The 21379-nt window shown below is 69.3% G+C and carries 20 protein-coding genes; 5 read left to right on the top strand and 15 right to left on the bottom strand.

Annotated features, from left to right (window positions below; translation table 11 throughout):
- Position 1 precedes the first annotated feature (1 nt).
- Positions 2-640, top strand: coding sequence for an ATP-binding cassette domain-containing protein (locus AC0GNO_RS22985; protein WP_472905661.1), 639 nt, complete (start codon positions 2-4; stop codon positions 638-640).
- Between the two features lie 166 nt (positions 641-806).
- Here AC0GNO_RS22985 and AC0GNO_RS22980 read toward each other — a convergent pair whose 3' ends face one another.
- Genes AC0GNO_RS22980 through selD form a run of 3 tightly spaced genes read right to left on the bottom strand, consistent with a single transcriptional unit; the run spans position 807 to position 4446 of the window.
- The gene (locus AC0GNO_RS22980; protein ID WP_472905660.1) at positions 807-1427 is read right to left on the bottom strand and encodes a TIGR04282 family arsenosugar biosynthesis glycosyltransferase; all 621 of its coding nucleotides are present in this window, start codon (positions 1425-1427) and stop codon (positions 807-809) included.
- A gap of 7 nt (positions 1428-1434) precedes the next feature.
- A complete protein-coding gene (locus tag AC0GNO_RS22975; protein ID WP_472905659.1) occupies positions 1435-2109 on the bottom strand; it encodes a TIGR04283 family arsenosugar biosynthesis glycosyltransferase in 675 nt (224 codons plus the stop codon).
- Between the two features lie 51 nt (positions 2110-2160).
- Positions 2161-4446, bottom strand: a complete 2286-nt coding sequence (selD, locus tag AC0GNO_RS22970; RefSeq protein ID WP_472905658.1) for a selenide, water dikinase SelD — start codon at positions 4444-4446, stop codon at positions 2161-2163.
- Between the two features lie 105 nt (positions 4447-4551).
- Here selD and AC0GNO_RS22965 point away from each other — a divergent pair, with 105 nt between their 5' ends.
- Complete coding sequence (locus tag AC0GNO_RS22965; RefSeq protein ID WP_472887030.1) at positions 4552-6150, top strand: MFS transporter; 1599 nt, start codon at positions 4552-4554, stop codon at positions 6148-6150.
- Between the two features lie 122 nt (positions 6151-6272).
- On the opposite strand, the gene AC0GNO_RS22960 is transcribed toward AC0GNO_RS22965, so the two are convergent.
- On the bottom strand, positions 6273-6830 hold the full coding sequence (locus AC0GNO_RS22960; RefSeq protein ID WP_472905657.1) for a DUF2889 domain-containing protein: 558 nt from the start codon (positions 6828-6830) through the stop codon (positions 6273-6275).
- A gap of 177 nt (positions 6831-7007) precedes the next feature.
- On the opposite strand from AC0GNO_RS22960, the gene AC0GNO_RS22955 reads away from it, so the two are divergent.
- Together AC0GNO_RS22955 and AC0GNO_RS22950 are read left to right on the top strand one after the other, a co-directional pair.
- On the top strand, positions 7008-7406 hold the full coding sequence (locus tag AC0GNO_RS22955) for a hypothetical protein (protein WP_472905656.1): 399 nt from the start codon (positions 7008-7010) through the stop codon (positions 7404-7406).
- 124 nt (positions 7407-7530) lie between these two features.
- Entirely contained in the window at positions 7531-8037 is a 507-nt protein-coding gene (locus tag AC0GNO_RS22950; protein ID WP_472905655.1) for a cupin domain-containing protein, read from the top strand.
- Between the two features lie 6 nt (positions 8038-8043).
- On the opposite strand, the gene AC0GNO_RS22945 is transcribed toward AC0GNO_RS22950, so the two are convergent.
- Both AC0GNO_RS22945 and AC0GNO_RS22940 read right to left on the bottom strand, forming a co-directional pair.
- Positions 8044-9249 carry a multidrug effflux MFS transporter gene (locus AC0GNO_RS22945; protein WP_472905654.1) on the bottom strand — a complete coding sequence of 402 codons (1206 nt, stop codon included), beginning with the start codon at positions 9247-9249 and terminating at the stop codon, positions 8044-8046.
- 156 nt (positions 9250-9405) lie between these two features.
- A complete protein-coding gene (locus AC0GNO_RS22940; protein WP_472905653.1) occupies positions 9406-10188 on the bottom strand; it encodes an alpha/beta hydrolase family protein in 783 nt (260 codons plus the stop codon).
- A 78-nt stretch (positions 10189-10266) separates the two neighbouring features.
- On the opposite strand from AC0GNO_RS22940, the gene AC0GNO_RS22935 reads away from it, so the two are divergent.
- Entirely contained in the window at positions 10267-10734 is a 468-nt protein-coding gene (locus tag AC0GNO_RS22935; RefSeq protein WP_472905652.1) for an EVE domain-containing protein, read from the top strand.
- Positions 10735-10785: 51 nt separating this feature from the next.
- Here AC0GNO_RS22935 and AC0GNO_RS22930 read toward each other — a convergent pair whose 3' ends face one another.
- The 9 genes from AC0GNO_RS22930 to AC0GNO_RS22890 all read right to left on the bottom strand — a co-directional run bounded on the left by AC0GNO_RS22930 (position 10786) and on the right by AC0GNO_RS22890 (position 21338).
- Positions 10786-11499 (bottom strand): ABC-type transport auxiliary lipoprotein family protein, encoded by a 714-nt coding sequence (locus AC0GNO_RS22930; RefSeq protein WP_472887037.1) that lies wholly within the window; start codon positions 11497-11499, stop codon positions 10786-10788.
- Complete coding sequence (locus AC0GNO_RS22925) at positions 11496-12431, bottom strand: MlaD family protein (protein ID WP_472887038.1); 936 nt, start codon at positions 12429-12431, stop codon at positions 11496-11498. Before AC0GNO_RS22925 ends, AC0GNO_RS22930 begins: the two co-directional genes overlap by 4 nt.
- 23 nt (positions 12432-12454) lie before the next feature.
- Entirely contained in the window at positions 12455-13237 is a 783-nt protein-coding gene (locus tag AC0GNO_RS22920) for an ABC transporter ATP-binding protein (RefSeq protein ID WP_472887039.1), read from the bottom strand.
- A gap of 1 nt (position 13238) precedes the next feature.
- A complete protein-coding gene (locus AC0GNO_RS22915) occupies positions 13239-14369 on the bottom strand; it encodes an ABC transporter permease (RefSeq protein ID WP_472887040.1) in 1131 nt (376 codons plus the stop codon).
- 94 nt (positions 14370-14463) lie between these two features.
- Entirely contained in the window at positions 14464-14892 is a 429-nt protein-coding gene (locus tag AC0GNO_RS22910) for an ankyrin repeat domain-containing protein (RefSeq protein ID WP_472905651.1), read from the bottom strand.
- Positions 14893-14995: 103 nt separating this feature from the next.
- Positions 14996-18145, bottom strand: a complete 3150-nt coding sequence (locus tag AC0GNO_RS22905; RefSeq protein ID WP_472905650.1) for an error-prone DNA polymerase — start codon at positions 18143-18145, stop codon at positions 14996-14998.
- Complete coding sequence (locus AC0GNO_RS22900; RefSeq protein WP_472905649.1) at positions 18142-19446, bottom strand: Y-family DNA polymerase; 1305 nt, start codon at positions 19444-19446, stop codon at positions 18142-18144. The genes AC0GNO_RS22905 and AC0GNO_RS22900 overlap by 4 nt, the downstream gene beginning before the upstream one ends.
- Positions 19391-20263, bottom strand: coding sequence for a translesion DNA synthesis-associated protein ImuA (gene imuA / locus AC0GNO_RS22895; RefSeq protein ID WP_472905648.1), 873 nt, complete (start codon positions 20261-20263; stop codon positions 19391-19393). The genes AC0GNO_RS22900 and imuA overlap by 56 nt, the downstream gene beginning before the upstream one ends.
- Positions 20264-20369: 106 nt before the next feature.
- On the bottom strand, positions 20370-21338 hold the full coding sequence (locus AC0GNO_RS22890; RefSeq protein ID WP_034693535.1) for an IS1595-like element ISAisp8 family transposase: 969 nt from the start codon (positions 21336-21338) through the stop codon (positions 20370-20372).
- Positions 21339-21379 lie beyond the last annotated feature (41 nt).

The following is a 21379-nucleotide window of genomic DNA, read 5'->3' as shown; positions in this document are numbered from 1 at the left end:
CATGTTGGATATACGGAACCTCACCATCACCCAGGACCAGAACGTGCTGATTGCGGGTCTGAACCTGCAGGTCGAACCCGGCGTCATCGCGACGGTGACCGGGGCGTCGGGCTCGGGCAAGTCCACGCTGCTCAACTGGCTGGTGGGCGATCTGGACCCGGCCTTCCAGGCCAGCGGCGAACTGTGGCTGGCCGGCCAGCGGCGCGACCAGTTGCCGGTGGAAGCGCGGGGCGTCGGCATCCTGTTTCAGGACGACCTGCTGTTTCCGCACCTGAGCGTGGGCCAGAACCTGGCCTTCGCCTTGCCCGCTGCGCGGAAGGGCGCCGCCGCTCGCCGCGCGCGGGTGGAGCAGACGCTGCGCGAGATCGGGCTGGAGGGTTTCCACGACCGCGATCCCGCCACGCTCTCGGGCGGCCAGCGCGCCCGCGTGAGCCTCATGCGCGCCCTGCTGGCCGAGCCCGACGCACTGCTGCTGGACGAGCCGTTTTCCCGGCTCGACGCCGAACTGCGCGCGCAGTTCCGAAGCTTCGTGTTCGAGCAGATCGCGCGCCAGCGCATCCCCACCTTGCTGGTCACGCACGACCCGGACGACGTGCCACCCGGCGGGCGGGTGCTGGACATCCACCAATGGCAGGTTTAGGCGGCACCCCCGCCGCGCTGCGCGCGACCCCCTCCAGGGGGCAACGCTGGCGGCCCGGCAGAGCCGGTTCCGCGGCGTTCTGGGTCGTGCACTTCATCTCGGAAAGGTGGTTGGACTTTCGGCTGCCGCGCTGCGCGACTGAACCGCAGGGCCGCATCTCAGCGTTTCAAAAAGATGCTTGCAGGTCGTCGGGCAGCCAACGCAGGTCGGCCGGTTCATCGATGTCGTGCAGCGTCGGCAAGTTCTGCAACGACCAGCCGAGTTGTTCCACACGGAGCCGCGTTTCTTGCGCCACGGTGGCCGAGCTCCATGCGATGCCGGCAAACAGGCTGGCGTCGAAGCGTTTCAGCCCGAGCAGCACATAGCCGCCGTCGAAGGCCGGCACCAGGGCGGCGTCTGCAGCGATCAGGCTGGCCGCGGCCTCCCGGATGCGCCCGGCCGTGAGGTCGGGGCAGTCGGTGCCCATCAGCAGCACGGGCTCTCCCGCATCCAGCACACGCTGGGCCGCGCGGGCCATGCGCTCGCCCAGATCGCCGTCGCCCTGGTCGCTCCAGGTCAGCGTTGCCTGCGGCGCCAGCCCCGACCAGAGCGGGTCGGCGGGCGCGGGCGTCACACACAGTTCCACCGGGCCCACACCGCTGGTCAGGGCTTGCGCCACCGCATGCTTCAGCAGCGCGGCCGCCAGCCGGGCGGCCCCCTGTGTACCCAGCGCCGGGATCAGGCGGGTCTTGGCGAGGCCCGCCACGGGGGCCTTGGCGAAGATGACGATGCGGGGTGGCTGGGCCATGGCGGTCTTAGCGGTACCGCTGCGCCAACTGCTCGGCCGGTGTGCCGCGCCAGTAGGCCCAGCGCAGGCGCCACATCAGCAGCACGGTGCGCCAGACGCCGCGGCTTTCCCAGCGCCGCCCCGAGGTCCGCACCGGGGTGCCGATGCAGGCGGGGCGGGCCAGCGCCCGAAGGCGTCGGCTGAGTTCAATGTCTTCCATCAGGGGTTGATCGGGGTAGCCGCCCACGGCCTCGAAGGCCTTGCGCGTGACGAAGATGGCCTGGTCGCCGGTGGCGATGCCCGTCCAGCGCGAGCGATGGTTCATCAGGGTGGCAATCACGCGCAGCATGGGGTGTGCGCCGTCGATGAGCACATCAAAGCGGCCCCACACGGCGGCGGTCTTCAGCATGGTCTGGCGCAGGGTGGTGAGGGCGCCTTCGGGCAAGAGCGTGTCGGCGTGCAGGAACAGCAGCACGTCGCCGGTCGCCTGGGCCGCGCCCAGGTTCATCTGACGGGCCCGGCCTTTCGGTGACGCCAGCACCCGAAAACCGGCACGCTCCGCCAGCGAAACAGAACCGTCGTCGCTGCCCCCATCGACGATCAGGATTTCACAGCCCTGGCGCTCCAGTTCAACCAGCCGCGCCAGCACGCCGGGCAGGCCAGGCGCCTCGTTGAGCATGGGCACGATGATCGAGACACGCATGGTCAACGTCGATGGCGTCGAATGGGCTTGGCGCTGGTCCGTCTCACGCCATCAAGCGGTCAGCACCACGGGCTCCAGCGCGTCCGACGCACCGCGGATGCGTCCAATGGCAGCGGTCTGCGGGTAGCCCGATGCCTTCAGGGCGCGGATGCAATCAGTGGCCCGGTCGGCCGGCACGCTCGCCAGCAGGCCACCGGCGGTTTGCGGGTCGAACAGCAGCGGGTAGCGCGGGTCCTTGACGAAGTCTTCGGCGTTGCGCAGCGCGCGGCGCAGGCGCACATTGGCCGGCTGCAGCGAACTGACGATGCCCGCCTGCACACATTCCACCGCGCCGTCGAGCAGGGGCAGGGCGCTCAGTTGCAGTTCGGCGTCCACGCCCGAGGGGCGCGTCATCTCCACCAGGTGCCCGAGCAGGCCGAAGCCGGTCAGGTCGGTGCAGGCGGTGGCGCCGTGCGCGCGCAGGATCTGCGCGCCGGCCTGGTTGGACACCACCATCGATTTCAGCGCCGCGTCGATCCAGCGGCCTTTGGCCGCGTGCCGCGCGTGGGCCGCGAACAGGGTGCCGGTGCCGATGGGTTTGGTGAGCAGCAGCACGTCGCCGGGCAACATGCCGCCCTTGCGCATGACGCCGTCCATCTGCTCGTCGATCAGGCCGTTGATGGCAAAGCCCAGCGCCAGCTCGCGCCCCTCGCCGGTGTGGCCGCCGACCAGGGCGCACCCCGCGGCGTTGAGCACCTCGACCGCGCCGGTCATCATCTGCAGCAGCAGGTCTTCCACCTTGGCTTCCAGGCCCGGTGGCACGGTGGCGATGGCCGTGGCGGACTGCGGCTCGGCGCCCATGGCGAAGATGTCGCCCAGCGCGTGGTTGGCCGCGACCTGGCCGAACAGGTAAGGGTCGTCGATGAAGCTGCGGAAAAAGTCCACGGTGTGCACCATGGCCTTGCCCGGCGGCACGCGCACCACGGCGGCGTCGTCGGGCGCGTGCAGGCCGATCAGCACGTCGTCGCGCTCGACCGGTTGCAGGCTGCCCAGTGCGCGGGTCAGGATGCTGGCGCCCACCTTGGCACCGCAGCCGCCGCAGCGCATGGCGATGGCCGAGATCGCCTGGCGCGATTCTTCGGCACTCAGCACCAGGCTGCTGGTGGGCGTTGCCGCTGCCGGGCTGGCATCGGCCATGGCCGGCAGCTCGGTGAACTTGCGCATGAAGCGGCGGTCGATCCAGTCCTTCCAGGTCCAGACCCAGTTTCCGGCAAAGCCGATGGCGCCGCGCGAGGCCACGGCGTAGCGGTCGCCGGTGGAGATCAGCGCCAGCCAGCGTTGCTGCGGGTTGTAGGCCACCAGGGGCTGGCCGCGCAGGCTCAGGCGCAGGTTTTTCGCCAGCGGCGGGCCCATGCGCACCGCGAACACACCGGCCTTCTCCAGCGGGCGCGCCGTGAACGAGGCCACGTCACCCGCGGCAAAGATCTTCGGGTCGTCCAGCGTCTGCAGTTGTTGATTGACCTGGATGAAGCCGTGTTCATCGAGCGCCAGGCCGGTGCTTTGCAGCCAGACCGGGCCACCGGCTTGTGTGACCCACAGGGTTTCGTCGGCGTCGAAGGTGCGGCCGTCCTGCGTGTGCAGGCAGCCGGGCGAAACCTGCGTCACCTCGGCGCGGGTGTGCAAGGCCACGTGGCGCTCTTTGAGCACACGGGCAAAGCGCGCGCGCACCCCGGGGTTGTGTGTCGGCAGGATGGTGTCGCCCGCCGTGAGCAGCACGAAGCGCAGCAGGTCGGGGTTGCGGCCGAGCTTCTGCAGCTCGTTGCGCAGCCGGAACTGCACCGACAGCACCAGCTCCACACCGCCTGCGCCACCGCCCACCACGGCGATCGTGAAGCGGCTGTGCAGCCCGCGCACGCGGTCCAGCAGCTGCAACCAGCGCTGGTTGAAATGGGCGATGGGCTTGACCGGCACGGTGTGCGCCCGCGCGCCGTCCACCTGGCGCACATTGGGCGTGGAGCCGGTGTTGATGGACAGCAGGTCGTAGGGCACCGAAGGCCGGTCGCGCAGCAGCACGCGCTGGTTGGCCCGGTCCAGGCCGGTCACTTCGCCGTGGATGAAGCGCGCCCCGGCGAACGCCGCCAGGCGGCCCAGGTCGATGTGCACGTCGTCAAAGCTGTAGTGGCCCGAGATGTAGCCGGGCAACATGCCGGAGTAGGGCGTGTCGATGTCGGTGCAGATGAGCGTGATGCGCAGGCCCGGCTCGGGCTGCATGGCGAGCATGCGCAAGACGACCACGTGGCTGTGGCCGCCGCCGACGAGCACCAGGTCGCGCAGGATGGGTTGTTCAGAGGCTTGCATGGGAACCTGTGTAGGGCTGTTCCCGTTGATCATAGGGGGCGGTTCACTGCAAGCGGGTGCTGTGGTCGGAGCCGAAGATGCCTGCCAGGCCATTACAGTTCGTTCATGTCCGCAACCGAAGACGATCTTTCCCCTGTCGCCCCTTTGCGGCGCCCCGTGTTCCGCATGTTGTGGATCACCTGGCTCATGGCCAACGTCTGCATGTGGATGACCGAGGTGGCGGCGGCCTGGATGATGACCTCGTTGACCACCAAGCCGATCTGGGTCGCGCTGGTGCAGACCGCGGCCACCTTGCCGGTGTTCCTGCTGGGCCTGCCCAGCGGTGCGCTCGCCGACGGTCTCGACCGCAAGCGCTACTTCCTTTTCACGCAGCTGTGGGTGGCTGTGGTGGCAGCGATCCTGAGTGCCTTCGTTTTCCTCGACATGATGTCGCCGCCCGTGCTGCTGGCCCTGACCTTTGCCAACGGCATCGGCCTGGCGATGCGCTGGCCCGTGTTCTCGGCCATCGTGCCGGAGATCGTGCCCCGGTTCCAGTTGCCCGCGGCGCTGGCGCTCAACGGCGTGTCGATGAACGCCTCGCGCATCATCGGCCCGTTGGTGGCGGGCGCGCTGATCGCCAGCGCCGGCAGCGCCTGGGTGTTCCTGCTCAACGCCCTGCTGTCGATCGGGGCCGCGGTCATCATCAGCCGCTGGAAGCGGGAGCACCAACCGAATCCGCTGGGGCGCGAGCGCCTGGGGCCCGCGATGCGCGTCGGGTTGCAGTACGTGGTCCAGTCCTACCACCTCAAGGGCGTGCTGCTGCGCATCTCGATCTTCTTCTTTCACTCGACCGCGCTGATGGCGCTGCTCGCCCTGCTGGCCCGGGGCATGGAGGGCGGTGGTGCCGGCACCTTCACCCTGCTGCTCGCCGCCATGGGTGCAGGGGCCATCGTTGCCTCCGGCTTCTTGACCCGGCTGCGCCGCAGTTACCCCCGCGACGGCCTCATCCTGCGTGGTGCGGCCGTGCAGGCCGCCTCGATGGCGGTCATGGCCGTGACCGACCAGGTCTGGGTGGCGGTGCCGGCGATGCTGCTCGGTGGCGCCGCCTGGATCACCACCGCGAACACGCTCAGCGTCTCGATCCAGATGGGCCTGCCCGACTGGGTGCGCGCGCGTGGCATGTCGATCTACCAGATGGCCATCATGGGCGCGGGCGCCAGCGGGGCTGCGATCTGGGGTCAGGTGGCCACCTGGACCAGCGTGCCGGTCAGCCTGGGTATCGCGTCCGCGACCGGCGTGCTGGCCATGGCGCTGGTCAACCGGCTGCGGCCCGACACCGGTCTGGAGGACGACATCACGCCCAGGCGCATCTTCCCGGCGCCACAGATCCACCAGCCACCGCCTCAGGGCCATGTGATGGTGATGATCGAGTACCGCATCGACCCGGCACGCGCGGCCGACTTCCGGGAACTGATGCTGGGCGAGGGGCGACGCAGCCGCCTGCGCCACGGGGCCCTGTCGTGGGAGTTGCTGCACGACATCCACGAACCGAGCCGGTTCGTCGAGGTCATCGTCGACGAATCCTGGACCGATCACCTGCGGCGTTTCGACCGCGTCACCGCCGCCGACGTGGCGCTGCGCGACCGCAAGCTGGGGTTCCACCTGGGCGACGAGGCGCCGCGCGTCACGCGGTGCCTGATGGAATCGACGGTGAAGAGCGGCTGAGAAAGCCTGCGCCCTCGGTCGGATTGGGAGGTGGAGCGCCACGCCGTGCGTGCACTGGCCCCATGGACACGCGGTGCCGCGGCGCACCACGACAACCTGGGCGACTGAGCTTCCCGAAAACCCTATGCGCCCGGTTCCTGCAGCGCACCCGTCACGCCGGCCTTTGACCGCGCGGGCGGCTGCCAGCGGAAGAACATCGGGTAGACCTTTTCCACCACCGGGCCGTTGAAGTCCCAGGCCAGGCACTGGCCCAGGTGCATCGGCGGGCGGCCGTCGGCTGTCGGCGCGAACGAGGCCGAGCGTGTCTGGAACGCGGCGGTGGCCAGGTTGAACAGCAGCTCGCGCAGGTGGGTGCAACCCTGGATGCCGCCGAGGTGGCGTTCGATGGTCTTGCGCCAGCCGCGGCCCAGCGTCTCGCCGATCAGGCCCTGCATGGGTTCCATGGCCTGCGGGCAGGGCGCGTGCGGGTGCGCGTCCATGGCCACCGCGATGTCGCGGATCACCATGGTGTTGTCCAGCGTGACGCGGAGGTGCATGTGGTGGATGGGCTCGTGGGGTGCCCACTCGCCCTCACCCTCGATCTCGAAGGCGTGGGGTTTGGTGTCTTGCAGTTCGCCTTCGATGTCCCACAGGCCATCGTCGCGTTCGAACCCCCGGTATTCGACTTTTCGGGTGTGCATGGGCTTGCGGGGATGGGGCGTGGGCAGTGGCAAAACGGGACCTCGGCGAAACAAGTGACTGAACCCCGATTTTCCCAGATGGCCGTGATCGCCGTCCCGGGCCGGCCGCAATGCCTTCAAGGTCATGGGGTGCGTGGATACTGCGGTACCTCCATTCCCTTTCCATCCCGATTCGTGATGACCGCTTCGAACCGACTGCAGGCACAGGATGTGCTCGACCTCGCCCGGCGTCAGTGGCGCGACACCTGCGCCGCCTGCGCGCCCTTCGCCAGCCCCGGCTGGGACTCGTTTCCCGGCACGGTCAGCGACGAGGCCCTGCAGTTGCTGGGTGCGCTGTGGCTGCCCGGTGACGAGGAGCCGACGCTGGAGGAGCAGCGCCCGCCCGGCGTGGACCAGTGGTCGGCCGAAGCGCCCATCGCCCTGCATTTCCATCCCTGCAACCGCTGCCAGGTCTGGGCCTGCAAGGCCTGTGGCAAGCCCTTCCTGCGCTACACCGAATACGGGGGCTACTACGAGGACCGCCGCATCCGGGAGCTGGATCCGGCGCGGATTGAGCTCAGCGAGCCGGACGCCTGAGCGGCACGGGGTGGGCCGCGGCACCGACCGCTTGAAGGCTGCTTGAAGTCGGTGCGATGCCCCAGGGCTGCACAGGCAGCGGCCAGGCTGGCACACTGGGCGCACCACCGCCAGGAGACCCGCCATGTCACACGAGCACGAGCACCCGCATTCACACAGCCACGAACAAGAACCGGCCTGGAAGCACGACGGCGTGCGCGTGGTGCCGGGCAACCAGCTCGACGGCAATGTGCCGAGCACGCCGGGCATGGACCGCAAGGCGGCGATCAACTTCGCGCGCGTGGGCGCCCAGAAGCTCTGGGCCGGCACCGTGACCATCCACGCCAACGCCAAGACCGGTGCGCACCACCACGGCCCGCTGGAGAGCGTGATCTACGTCGTGAAGGGCCGGGCGCGCATGCGCTGGGGCGACAAGCTCGAATTCACCGCCGAGGCCGGACCGGGCGATTTCATCTACGTGCCGCCCTATGTGCCGCACCAGGAGATCAACGCCAGCCCGACCGAGGTGCTGGAATGTGTGCTCTGCCGCAGCGACGGCCAGGCGGTGGCGGTGAACCTGGACATCGAGCCGGTGGAAAAACCCGAGCAGGTGCTGTGGGTGGATCCGACGCACCCGCACGGCGGCATGTGATGTCGCTCAGTGGGTGCGGGCCAGGCGCCGGTGCAGCAGCCACTGCGCGAAGGCCCCGCACAGGGCGAAGCCCAGCATCAGCAGCCCGAGGTTGAGCGCACCCTCGTGCCGGAACAGGCCGACGGCAAAGCCGCCGACGGCGCCCGTCATCTGCTGCATCAGCCCGGCCACCGCCGCAGCCGATCCCGCCAGTGCGGGCACCAGCCCGATCGTGCCGCCGAGCGCCGGCGGCACCAGCAGGCCGTGGCCGATGCCCACCAGCATCAGCGGCAAGGCAAACGCGAGCGGGGTGTTCAGACCGGCCAGGGCCAGCACCACCACCAGACCGATGCCCGCCAGCGTGCAGGCCTGCCCGATCCCCATCATCACGCGTTCGCCGGTGCGGTGCGCCATGTGCGAAGCGAGGTAGTTGCCCACGATGTAGGCGCCCGGCACGCACATGATGTAGTAGCCGATGCCATCGGGCCCCACGCCGTAGCTGCCCAGCACGATGGGAGCGCCGCCCAGGAAGGCGTAGAAGGTGGCGGTGGTCATGGAAAGCAGGGCCACATACAGGATGAAAGCGCGTTCGCGGCCCAGCCGCGCGTACGACGACAGCATGGCGCGCAGCCAGTGCGGCTGCACCGTGGTGGCCTTCTGGTGGTCGGGCAGGCCGCGCCACGCCGCTGCGAACAGCACCACCGCCAGCACCGCCATCACCACAAAATTGGCCTGCCAGCCCAGGCGCACATGCAGCTGCCCGCCGATGATGGTGGCCAGCGGCGGGCACAGGCCCATGGCCATGCCCACGTAGGCCATCACGCGCGTGCGCTCGGGGCCCTGAAACAGGTCCTGCACCATGGCGCGGCCCACCACCATGCCCGCCGCGGCGCCCGCGCCCTGCAGCACGCGCGCGGCCACCAGCAGCGGCAGGTTGGGCGCCAGCGCCGCCAGCACCGAGCCCAGGAACGCCACCGCCAGGCCAAACAGCAGGATCTTCTTGCGCCCGATGCGGTCCGACAGCGGGCCGTAGAGCAGTTGCAGGGATCCGTAGGCCACCACGTAGCCGCTGAAGGTGAGCTGCACCGCCGCCTGGCCGGTGTTGAAGATGGCGCCCCATTCCTGCATCGAAGGCAGGCAGATGGTCATGGCCAGCAGGCCGAAGGCGAGTTGCGCCAGCAGGTTGGCGATCAGCAGGCCGGAGGGTGCGGGCCGGGTTGTCGGAGACGTCATGGAAGGGCGGAATCGGTGGTCGGCACCCCGCGGGTGGCCGAAGAAAACAAGGGGTGTGGCTGGGCGAAGGTCTCACGGCAGGGCGACGCCGCCCGGTGGTGGCGCAGGCCTCAGCGAAGGCGCAAGGCTACCCGGAATGGATCGGTGCCGTGGGATTCAGGGTCGCAGAGGCGCACGCTCCAGCGCATCGACCCACATCGCCTTCCAGGGCGCCCAGTCGTGGCCGCCGGGCGCGCTGAGCAGGTGATTGGCCGGCAGCAGACCATCGAACAGGCCGGGGAACGGCTCCAGCCGGTCGCGGGTGCCGTAGCCGATGAAGAGCACCGGGCGCGCCTGCGCCGGGTCGCCGTAGCCCTTCAGCCACCGCAGCAGATCGCGCTGGAAGTCGCCGGGCTGCAGCGGCAACGCGGGTTGCCAGCGTGCGATTCCACCCGCCTCGGCCACCTCGCTCAGCACGCTGTACGACCCGATGAACGGGGCGAGAGCGATGAGCCCATCGATTTCGCCGGGCGCGCTCTTGGCGTACAGCAGTGAACCCATCCCGCCGAGCGAAATGCCGGCCAGCCAGATCGACCGGTAGCCCCGGGCGCGCGCCGGCTCGATCACATCGGCCCGCAAGCGGGCTTCAAAACTGCCGTTGCGGAAGTAGCCCATGTGCGCATCCACCACCACCATGTCCACGCCCGGGTGGCGCCATCGCAGCTGGTCCACGAAGCCTTCGCGCACGATGTCCTGCGGCACCTCCTGCGACCCCGGCATGAACACGACCAGGGTGTGGCCCGGGCCGCTCGACGACGCCGGCAACCACAGCGCATCCATGGGCACCTTCGCAGGGCGCGGCAACGCGCAACCCACCAGCAGACCCAGCACACCCGTCAGGAGCAGCCACAGGGCGGTGCGTCGTCGAAGGGGCGTGTGGGCGGTGGTGATCGTGGGCATGGTGGGGCGCCGGGGCGTGTGGCAGGCTGGGCTACTGTAGCGCCAGCGTGGGATTCGATGTCTCGCTAAGATCGCGCGATGCCCTCCTACTGGCTGATGAAGTCCGAGCCCGAAGAGTGCTCGATCGACGACGCGCTGGCCGCGCCGCAGGCCAGCGTGCCCTGGACCGGCGTGCGCAACTACCAGGCGCGCAACTTCATGCGCGACGCCATGCGGGTGGGCGACGGCGTGCTGTTCTACCACTCCAGCTGCGCCGAGCCGGGCATCGTGGGCATTGCTCGCGTGGCCTCGGGCACACGCCCCGATCCGACGCAGTTCGACCCGTTATCGCCTTACTTCGATGCCAAGTCCCAACCGGAAGCGCCGCGCTGGCTGCTGCTGGACGTGCAGGCGCTCAAAAAGACGCGGCTGATCGGACTGCCCGAACTGCGCGCCACGCCCGAGCTGGCCGACATGGTGGTGCTGCAGCGCGGCAGCCGGCTGTCGATCACGCCGGTGAGCGAAGCGCACTGGCGCTGGATCACGGAGCGGATGCTGGGCCCTTGAACGAGGCGCGCCGGTTCAGCTGCGGAGCATTTGGCGCCTCGCAGCGACGGTTCAAAGTGGACGGACCGGCGTGCGCGCCGCTTCTCGCACCTGCTCGGCGCAGAACGTGGCCACTTCGGCCAGCAGCTGTTGTGTGGCCGCCTGTGCGGCTGCGGCGCCGGCCACCGGGTCTTCGCTGGCCGCGGCCACGCTGACATCAAATTCGCGCCAGGCCACCGCCTGTCGCGTGGTGCTGTTCAGCAGCACGGCGCGCACGCTCAGGCGCACCTGGCTGGGCCGCTGGCTGAAGTCCTGGTGCAGGCGCAGCAGCTCGGTTTCCAGCCGCCAGCCGCCGGCCGCAGCCGACGGAGCCCGCAGCACGGCGCGAAAGCCGCCACTGTCCTGCAGCGCGCGCACCAGCAACGGGGCCAGCATCTGGGCCGGGGGCTCCACCCATTCATTGAAGGCGAAGGCCTCCAGCTGCTGGGGTCGCCGCTGGTAGACCATGCGTCGGCTGTCGTAGCCCGGCGCAGCGCGCGGCAGGTCCACCGTGAGGGCGGGCGCGCCCGCTGTGGCCACCTGCGCGGTGGCTGGTGGTGGCGCCGCGGTGCCGGCGTCCAGCGTGAAGCGCGCGGGGGGTGATGCCGGCTTGGGCAACAAGGTGCCGGCGCAGGCCGCCAGCAGCAGCGGCACCACCGCGGCGAGCAGCAGCCGGCGGGCGACGCCGCCCGGGCGGCTGGGCAGTGCCTGGGGTGCCGCACTGGGGTTGGGGTGAAGGTGTTTCATGGCGGGCTTTCTCCAGGGCCAGGTGTCGGCGCAGGCCTGCCCAGCAGCAGGCTGCTGGGGCTGACCGTGGTCTGTTCGCTGAGCTGCCGCAGCGAGGCCGAGAGCTGGTTCAGTTCGGCCATCAGACGCGCCAGCTCGGGCAGGGTCTCGCTGCCCAGTTGTTGCACGCTGGTGGCGGCGGCGTCGGCGGCCGCACCGGCGCGGGTGCTGGCCTTCCCGGCCACCTCGGCCATGCGTTCGACGGCCTGCGCGCTGCTCTCGATGCGCGCCAGCGTCGGCCCCAGCTGCTCACCCGCGCGCGCGGTCAGCTTGGCGGTTTTGGCGGCATCGGCGATGCCGGCGCTGATCGCCGCCTGCTGCCCGGCCAGGGTGTGGGCCAGCGTGGCGATGTCGGCCAGGCTGGACTTCAGCGCCGCCTGGTTGTCGGCACCGAAGACTTCGTTGAGGTTGTTCGAGACGCGGTCCACGTTGGCCAGAACATTGCTCAGCACGTTCTCCAGCCGGGCGCTCAGCGAGGGCTTGAAGGGGATGGTCGGCGCCACGCCGTCGGCGCCGGCCAGCAGCGGTGGCGAACCGGCGCTGCCACCGCTGATTTCGATGTAGGCGATGCCCGTGAGGCCCTGCGCCTTCAGCACGGCCACGCTGTCCTGCTTGATCGGCGTGCCACGCTTCACGAGGAAGTGCAGGCGGACCTGCTCCGAGTTCAGCGGGTCGATTTCGATGCGCGCCACCTTGCCCACGTCGACGCCCATGTACTTCACGGGCGCATCGACGTTCAGCCCGGCCACCGATTCCTCGATCACCGCCTGGTAGGTGTCCATCGCCTGGCGGCCGCCCAGCCCGGCGGCGAGCCACAGCACGCCGGCCACCAGCAAGGCGCCGAGCGCGAGCACAAAGCCGCCGACCAGTGCGTAGTTGACCTTGTCGTCCATATCGCTGTGTCTCTGTGTCTGGGTCAGGCCAGCGCAGGGGCCGCCGGCTGTGGCTCCCCGCTGGGCTGGTTGAAATAGGCCGCGACCGTGGGGTGCGGGTGGTGCGAGAGCGCGTCCATCGTGTCCAGTGCGATCACGCGGCCTTCGGCCAGCACGGCGACGCGGTCGCACACCCGCCACAGCAGCGCCAGGTCGTGGGTGACGATCACGATCGTCGGTCCGAACAGCTCGCGCGTGGCCAGGATCAGGTCGTCCACGCCGCGCGAACTGGCCGGGTCCAGGCCCGAGGTCGGTTCGTCCAGGAACAGCAGTTCGGGGTCGAGCGCGATGGCGCGCGCCAGCGCCGCGCGCTTGAGCATGCCGCCGCTCAGTTCGCTGGGCCGCTTGAGCCCGGCTTCGGGCGGCAGGCCGGTCAGGGCCAGCTTCCACTCGGCGATGCGGTCGATCAGCGTGTCGTCCAGCGCGCTGTGCTCACGCAAAGGCAGGCCGACGTTCTGCCGCACCGTCAGCGCACCGAACAGGCCACCGCGCTGGAACATCACGCCCCAGCGCTTGCGCAGCGCGAGGCCTTGCACCGCGTTGAGCGCCGTGAGGTCTTCACCCAGCACGCGCACCTGGCCCGAGCTGGGTTGCTGCAGCCCGATCATCTCGCGCAGCAGCACCGACTTGCCCGAGCCGCTGCCCCCGGCCAGCCCCAGGATCTCGCCGCGCTTCACGCTCAGGTCCAGCCCCTCGTGAACGGTGTGGCTGCCGAAGCGGGTGCAGATCTGCTGCAGCTCGATCACGTGGTCGTTGGCAGCCGCCATCTCACAGCCCCAGCATGTTGAACGCGACCGAGAACAGCGCGTCGGCGACGATGATCGTGAAGATCGACTGCACCACGCTCAGCGTCGTCTGCCGGCCCACGCTGTCGGCGCTGCCCGAGGTGCGCAGGCCCTGGAAGCAGCCGACGGTGGCGATGATGAACGCGAAGACCAGCGACTTGCCCAGGCCGACCAGCAGGGCCGAGCCTTGCATCACGCGGCCGAAGCGGTCGATGAACTCGCCAAAGCCGATGTCCAGTTGCGAGCGCGCCATCACCATGCCGCCAAAGACGCCGGCGATGTCGGCGAACACCGTCAGCAAGGGCAGGGCGATGGCCAGGGCGATGATCTTGGGCAGCACCAGGCGCTGCAAGGGGTCGATGCCGATGGTGCGCAAGGCGTCGACTTCTTCGGCGACCACCATGGTGCCGATCTGCGCCGCGTAGGCCGAGCCGGAGCGCCCGGCAATGATGATGGCCCCGATCAGGGGTGCAAACTCGCGCAGCATGGCGTAGCCCACCAGCTCCACCACGAAGACGTTGGCGCCGTAGTGGCGCAGCTGGTCGGCGCCCTGGTAGGCCACCACGATGCCGAGCAGGAAGGCGGTCAGGCCGATGATGGGCAGGGCATCGAAGCCGCCGATCTGCACCTCGTGCCAGATCGCGCGCAGCCGCCACTGCCCGGGATGGCGCAGCACCCGCATCGCCGCGATGGCGATCTCGCCGATGAAGTGCAGATACGCCAGGACCTGCTGGGCCGCGGCCACCGCGCGCTGGCCGGTCTGGTGCAGCAGGCCGTGTCGCGGCTCCTGCGGCAGGGACTGGCCCGCACCCGCCTGCACCTGCTGCATCAGCGCCGCTGCCCGCGGAGGCCAGTCGCGCAAGCTCGGCGCCGCGCTGCCGGCCGGCAGCCAGCGTTGCAGCACCCAGGCACCGGCCGAATCGATGTCCTGCAGCGCCGAGCCGTCCAGTGTGAGCGGTGGCGTGGTGGCGACCGGCAGGGCCTGGGCTTTCAGCAGCGGCCCCAGTCCCTGCAGTGTCCAGTGGCCGTGCAGGGTCCAGACCCCGTCCGGGCCGGGCGCAAGCGCGGCCTGTGTCGGAGAGGCGCTGGGGACGGATGGAAAAGGCGCAGACATGCGGTACCAAGGTTGCGCTCGAACGGCGCTGGTGTCCGTGCGTTATCGCACACGACGGCTGAAACCCTGAGCCGCCGCCTGGGGTTTCCGTCGATCAGGACGGTCTGGGTGAAGGGGGCTTTTTTGCCAGACGCTCCCAGTCCCGCAGCGTCTGCTGCAAGCGGTTCCTGGCGTCGGGGTGGCCGTTGCTGAAGGCCTCGGCCAGCCGCTTTTTCAGCGCTTCGGCGGGCACGGGTGCGCCGGTGGCCTTGAGCTGATCGATCAGCAGCATGACCGTTTGAAAGTGCCCGGACGTGATGGCCAGTTCCAGCATGCTCTGGCCGCTTTCGGTGAGGTCATGAACGTTCGCGCCATGCTCGATCATGTGCTTGAGCAGGCTCGCCTTGCCGGCCTGGCAGGCCCAATGCAGGGGCACCAGGCCCCCGTCAAGCCGGGCCGTGAAATCGGCATCGGGCGCAAGCAGATCGGCGGCCAGTGGCCAGCCCGACGCCTTGATCATTTGCTGGTGTTTCCAATCGGACATCGGATGGGCGGCGCCTGGGTGGATGCGCTGTGTGTTCGGGGGTGGGGCAGTCTCTCACAAGCGGTCGGGCGCGTGAAGGTCGGTCCGCCGATACAGACGTTTCTCAATGAAAATCCCGGCTCTCCGTCGCCAGCCGGCCCAGCAGCGGAGTGAGGTCTTCCAGGTGGCCGGCGATGAGGTTGCAGACTTCGCCTTCGCGCTGCCACACGCCGTGCACCGCCATCAGCCGGGAACGGGTGAGGGCGCTGCGCTGGCGCTCGCGCAGGGCTTTCCAGACGATGACCTGCACCACACCGGTTTCGTCTTCCAGCGTCACGAACACCACGCCTTTGGAGGTGCCGGGTTGCTGACGCCCGGTGACGATGCCGCAGGCGCGCACGAGGCGGCCGTCGGGCGCGTCTTTCAGCGCTTCGGCTGTCATGAAGCGGCGCGCCTGCAGGCGCTCGCGCAGCAGGGCCAGCGGGTGGCGGCGCAGGGTGAGGCCCAGGCTGGCGTAGTCCCAGACGATGGCTTCGCCTTCGGGGGCTTCGGGCAGGTCGAGTGTGTCTTCGTCCACCGGCGCTTCCTTGAGCAGCGCGGGCGGGGCCTTGAGGGCGGCGGCGTCCCAGACCTGCTGGCGGCGGTGGCCGCTCAGGCTCATGAGGGCATCGGCGGCGGCGAGTTGTTGCATGGCTTGCTGGTCCAACCCAGCGCGGCGGGCGAGGTCTTCTGAGTCCGTGAATGCAGCTTCTTCGCGCGCAGACACGAGGCGCTGCGCTTCGTCGTGTGACAGGCCGCTGATCAAACGCAGGCCCAGGCGCACGGCGGGCAGGGTGGGATCGGGGGCGGCCCTCACCCCAGCCCTCTCCCAGGGGGAGAGTGAGTCGAGGCCCTGCTCTTCCAGCGTGCAATCCCAATCGCTCTCCATCACGTCCACTGCACGCACTTCGACGCCGTGGCGCACGGCATCCTGCACCAGCTGGCTCGGCGAATAGAAACCCAGTGGCTGGCTGTTGAGCATGGCGGCCAGGAACTCGGCCGGGTGGTGGCGCTTGATCCAGCAGCTCGCATAGACCAGCAGCGCGAAGCTGGCGGCGTGGCTCTCGGGGAAGCCGTAGCTGGAGAAACCCTTCACCTGCTCGACCACACGCTGCGCGAAGTCGAGCGGGTAGCCGCGCTCGGTCATGCCGTTGATCAGTCGCTCCTGGTATTTGCCCAGCCCGCCCTTGCGCTTCCACGCGGCCATGGCGCGGCGCAGGCCGTCGGCCTCGCCGGGCGTGAAGCCGGCCGCGATGATGGCGATCTGCATGCACTGCTCCTGGAACACGGGCACGCCGAGCGTGCGCTTCAATGCGGCGTCCAGGCCCTTGGGGTAGTCGACGGGTTCCTTGCCCTGGCGGCGGTTCAGGTAGGGGTGCACCGCGCCGCCCTGGATCGGGCCTGGGCGCACCAGCGCGACCTCGATCACCAGGTCGTAGAACTCGCGCGGGCGCAGGCGCGGCAGCATGCTCATCTGCGCGCGGCTCTCGATCTGGAACACGCCCACGGTGTCGGCGGCGCAGATCATGTCGTAGGTGCTGGTGTCTTCGGCCGGGATGTCCTGCATCTGGAAGTCGAAGCCCTTGCGCTGGCCGATGAAATCGAGCGACTTGCGGATGGCTGTCAACATGCCGAGCGCGAGCACGTCCACCTTGAGCAGGCCCATGGCGTCGAGGTCGTCCTTGTCCCATTCGATGACGGTGCGGTCGGCCATGGCGGCGTTTTCGATCGGGACCATGCGCGACAGAGGCATCTGGGTGAGCACGAAACCGCCGGTGTGCTGCGAGAGGTGGCGCGGAAAACCCATGAGCTGGCCGGTGAGCGCCACGAGCTGGCGCACTTTCAGGCTGTCCGGATCGAGTCCGGCCTCAAGGATGCGCTCGGGCGCAAAACCGTCTTCGCTCCACCAGCGGTGGCCGCTGCCCAGCGCGTCGAGCGCGGCTTCGTCGAAGCCCAGTGCCTTGCCCACGTCGCGCAGGGCACTGCGGGGTCGGTAGCTGATGACGGTGGCGGTGAGCGCGGCGCGCTCGCGGCCGTATTTGGCGTAGAGGTACTGGATGACTTCTTCGCGCCGCTCGTGTTCGAAATCCACGTCGATGTCGGGCGGCTCGTTGCGCTCTTTCGAGATGAAGCGTTCGAACAGCACCGCCGTGCGCGCCGGGTCCACCTCGGTCACGCCCAGGCAGTAGCAGACCGCGCTGTTGGCCGCCGAGCCGCGGCCCTGGCAGAGGATGTGCTGCGAACGCGCGAAGGCGACGATGTCATACACGGTGAGGAAGTAGTGCTCGTACTGCAACTCGCTGATCAGCGCCAGCTCGTGCTCCACCTGCTGCTGCACCGAGGCGGGCGCACCTGCGGGCCAGCGCCGGCCCATGCCTTCGTAGGCCAGGCGGCGCAGGTAGCTCGCCGGCGTCTCGCCCGGCGGCACCACCTCGCTCGGGTACTGGTACGCCAGCTCGTCGAGCGAGAAGTGGCAGCGCTCGGCCACGGTCAGCGTCTCGGCCAGCAGGGCATCGGGGTAGCGCTGCGCCAGCGCCAGGCGCGAGCGAAGGCGCTGCTCGGCGTTGGGCGCGAGCGCGTGGCCGCATTCGGTCAAGGGCTTGCCGATGCGCGTGGCGGTGAGCACGTCCTGCAGAGCCTTGCGCGAGCGCACATGCATGTGCACGTCGCCCACCGCGACCAGCGGCACGGCGGTGAGCTCGCTGCTCTGGCGCAGCCGGTGCAGTCGCATCTCGTCGTCCATCAGGCGCAGCTGCTCCACGCCGAGCCAGCAGCGGCCCATGAAGTGCAACAGCAGCCAGCGCGCCACGCTGTCCATCTGTGCCTGCGTGCTGCCGCGCTGCGGCACGGCGATCACCAGGCAGTCGGCCAGCGCGTTGGGGCTGATGGCGTTCAGCGTGAGGCGGTACGTGCCCTTGGGCGCGGTGCGGCGCAGCCGGGTGATGAACTCGCAGAGGTTGCCGTAGCCGTTCAGATTGATGGCGAGCACGACGAGGGTGAACGGCGCATCACTCTGCACCTGGAACTGGCTGCCCACGAGCAGCTTCAGGCCTTGCTCTTTGGCGGCCACGTGGGCGCGCACGATGCCGGCGAGCGAACATTCGTCGGTGAGGGCGAGGGCGGTGTAACCCAGCGCCTGGGCGCGCTCCACCAGCTCTTCGGGTTTGCTCGCGCCGCGCAGGAAGCTGAAGTTGGAGAGGCAGCGCAGCTCGGCGTAGGGAGGGATTCCGGTCATGCAAATACGCCGTGCAGGAACCACGCAGGCGCCTCATCCAGCCGCGTCTGGAACACCCACAACACGCCCGCGTGCGCCGACTGCGCGACCCAGTAGTCGCGCACCACGTTGCGGATCTGGCCGGCGGCTTCGTCGCGGTCCCACCAGCCGCCTTCCACCCGTTGCGGACCGGCGAGCAATTGCAGTTCGCCCTGGTAATACGGCCGGTTGGCGCGCACCAGCAGCTTGAGCGGGGCGCTCAGGATGAAGCCGGGCTGCGGCAGCTCGCTGCCCATGGCGGGCTTTCGGGGCAGGGGTTCGGGCGCCGGTTGCCAGCGGCACATCCACTCGGGCCGGTGGTCTTCGCACAGCACCGGGCGCACCACACGCTGCGGCCTCAGGCGGGCGGCGATGCGCTCCAGCACCAGGGGCAGCGTCTCGCTGCCGGCGTTGTCGTCGGGCAGCCAGGAGGCGCTTTTTTCCTCCAGCGGCATCACCTCGTCGGCGACCAGTTGCAGATCGCCCACCGGGGCCAGCAGTTCCACCCGGGCCAGGTGCTCGGCGAGCAGGCGGCAAAGGTGCTCAATGTTGCGCGTGGGCGCTGCCGTTCGCACGGTGAGGCTGCCGCCATCGCCCGCCGATTTTGCGCGCATGGCATCGTGCGCCCAGTGCAGCGTGAAGGCGGTGGTGCCGCTGTGGCGCGCGGCCAGCCAGCCACACAGCGCCAGCAGCAGGCGGCGCGCGCCGAACAGCAGGGCCGTCGCATCGTCCACGCGGAACATCAGCTCCAGCCGCTGCGCGAAGCGCTCGGGCATCGCGATCCAGCGGTGCACCTCGGGCGCACGGCCGTAGGCCCGGTCGAGCGCGGCGAGCAGCTGTTTGTCAAAGCGCCGGCCGACGCCGCCGCGCGGCAGGCGCCGCACGTCGCCCAGGCTGCGGCAGCCGATGTGCGCGAGCGTGAGGCGGTGCGGACGCACGGCGCTGAGCGTGTCCATGGGCAGGGCGTCGAGCAACACGTCCAGCGGCTGGCGAAAACCGTCTTGCACGCCAGCGCGCGCCAGCGCCAGCGCGGCCAGGCTGTTGGGCGCCCAGGCGACCTGGCTCACGCCCAGCTCGGTGCCCTCCGAGACCACACGCTCCCGCAGCGCGTGCCAGCCGCCAAACAGGCGCACGCTCGCCGCCAGCTCCATGACCACGGCTTCGTCAGCGACAGCAACCCGGGGCGTGAATTGGAGGGCCCAGATCGCCAGCGCCTGCAGCGCCGCGTCAGTGGGCGAGGCGGTGTCGTCGGGTGCCGGCAGCCGGAGCGCTGACCAGAGCATGGCCGGCCTCGCTGGGAGAAGGGAACGGGGCGGTCTGCGGCGCCGGTTCGAGCGGCAGCAGGGTGCTGGGCTTCTGCAGCCGCGGTGTCAGGATGGTCTGCAGGCCGCCGGGCACCGAGGGCAGGTGCAGCGTGGTCTCCAGCGGCGGGCCCTTGCGCTTGAACACGTTCACCAGCAGTTCCCAGTCGGCCCCCACGCGGGCCAGCAGGCGCAGCGGCGCGGCCGACGATTCGCGGGCCGCCGTGGCGGGCCGGCACAGGAACACCGGGCCAGCGCAGCCCGCGGCCAGCACCTGCAGGCGGCGCACCTGCTCGGCGCGCACCTGCGGCAGCCAGGCGATGAGCGCACCGCAGGCGTTGGCCTTGACCAGCTGTTCGGTGGACCACAGGCGCTCGGCCGGCGTCTCGGCCTGTACCCAGACCAGTTGCCGCTCGTTGATGCCGTCCAGCCGCAGGCCCGGCGGGTGCGGCGGCCGGGGCGGGCCGACCAGCACCACACTGCGACCGGTGGCACACACCTGGCGCAGCAGCGGCCCGAGCAGCCGCCATTCCAGCGTGCCGCTCTGGGCGCTCAGTATTTCGGTGACACCGTGGCCGGGCCAGCCGCCACCGGGCAGGGCGGCGTCCAGCGCCTCGAAGCCGCTGGACCAGGTGGCCGCCACCGGGCTGCCCAGCTGGTCGGCGCGCCAGAGCGCAGCCGCCACGGCGGCGGGCAGTGCGCTGGAGAGCGCACCCGGTGCGGGCACCGGGCGGGGGGCATTGTGGGCAGGCCGGGCCAACGGAGGGTCGGGCAGGCGGGCTGGGGCGGGGGAGGGCATGATCCATCAGATACTGTTTATGCATAAGGGGTATCCACTTAGCTCCAGTCATCGTAAATGCTGGATGGATAACCAGTATTGAATGGTATGCCAGTCAGGCAAACAGTCAAGCCTTTTTCACCACGTCCCGGTACGTCACCGGTGCTGTCACGACCGCTTGTTGCAGCAACCGATAGAACAACATGCCGCGTGAGTTGGATGTGCGGCGATTGAAGCGGAACACGAACTCATCCAGGTAGGCATCCAGGTGTTCGGGCTGCACCGAGCCATGGTGTGTGCCCAGAATCCAGCGCTGCACCAGAGCCGCCACCCGATGCACGCCAGCCATCGAGACATGAGCCGGAACGTTGGAGCCCAACATGACCGTGCGCTGATGGACGAAGCCCAGGTCTTTCAATGTCAGGTAGGCAGCCGAGCCGTCGGTACGCACCTGTGCGCCAGGCTCGATAACCTCCTCCACGAACGGAATCACACAAGCAGCGGAGTCATTGGCAATGCGGCGCAGGCGGATGCGGCCGAATCCTTTGGGGTCCAGCATCTCCACGGCCATGACCACCAGCACCTTGCTCGTGCTGCTCTTGCGCCCTTTGGGTGAGATGGGGTTTCGCCTGTCTGTGATGGCCAGATAGGTCTCGTCAACTTCGACCAACCCTTTGAGCTGTTCGCGACCCGGTCGAACCATGGCACGACGAAGCCGATGCAGCATGGTCCAAGCGGTCTGATAGCTGCCCAGTCCCAGCACGCGCTGTAGACCCAACGCGCTCACGCCTTGCTTCTGATTGGTCAGGTACCAAGCCGCAGCCAGCCAAACGCGCAGTGGCGTTCGGGTCTTCTCGAAGATGGTGCCGGCGGTCACCGAACTCTGGTGTTGGCAACTCGGGCACATCAGCCGGGTACGCGTCGCACGATAGGCATCGCCTACGCAGCCGCAGCGCGGGCAGACAAAACCTTGGGACCACCGCAGCCGCTCCAGATAGGCAAGGCACGCCTCTTCGGTGGCAAACCAGTCAAGAAACTCGTTCCAAGTCTGCGGATAGTCTTTTCCGGGCGTTGGCGCTAAAGTATGGATATCCATCCAGTTATTCTGCATCTGCTGGAGCTAAGTGGATACCCCTT

It is taken from the genome of Hydrogenophaga sp. L310, assembly GCF_055703065.1.
The sequence above is the reverse complement of the archived record's forward strand: the minus strand, read 5'-3'. Positions and strand labels throughout refer to the sequence as shown.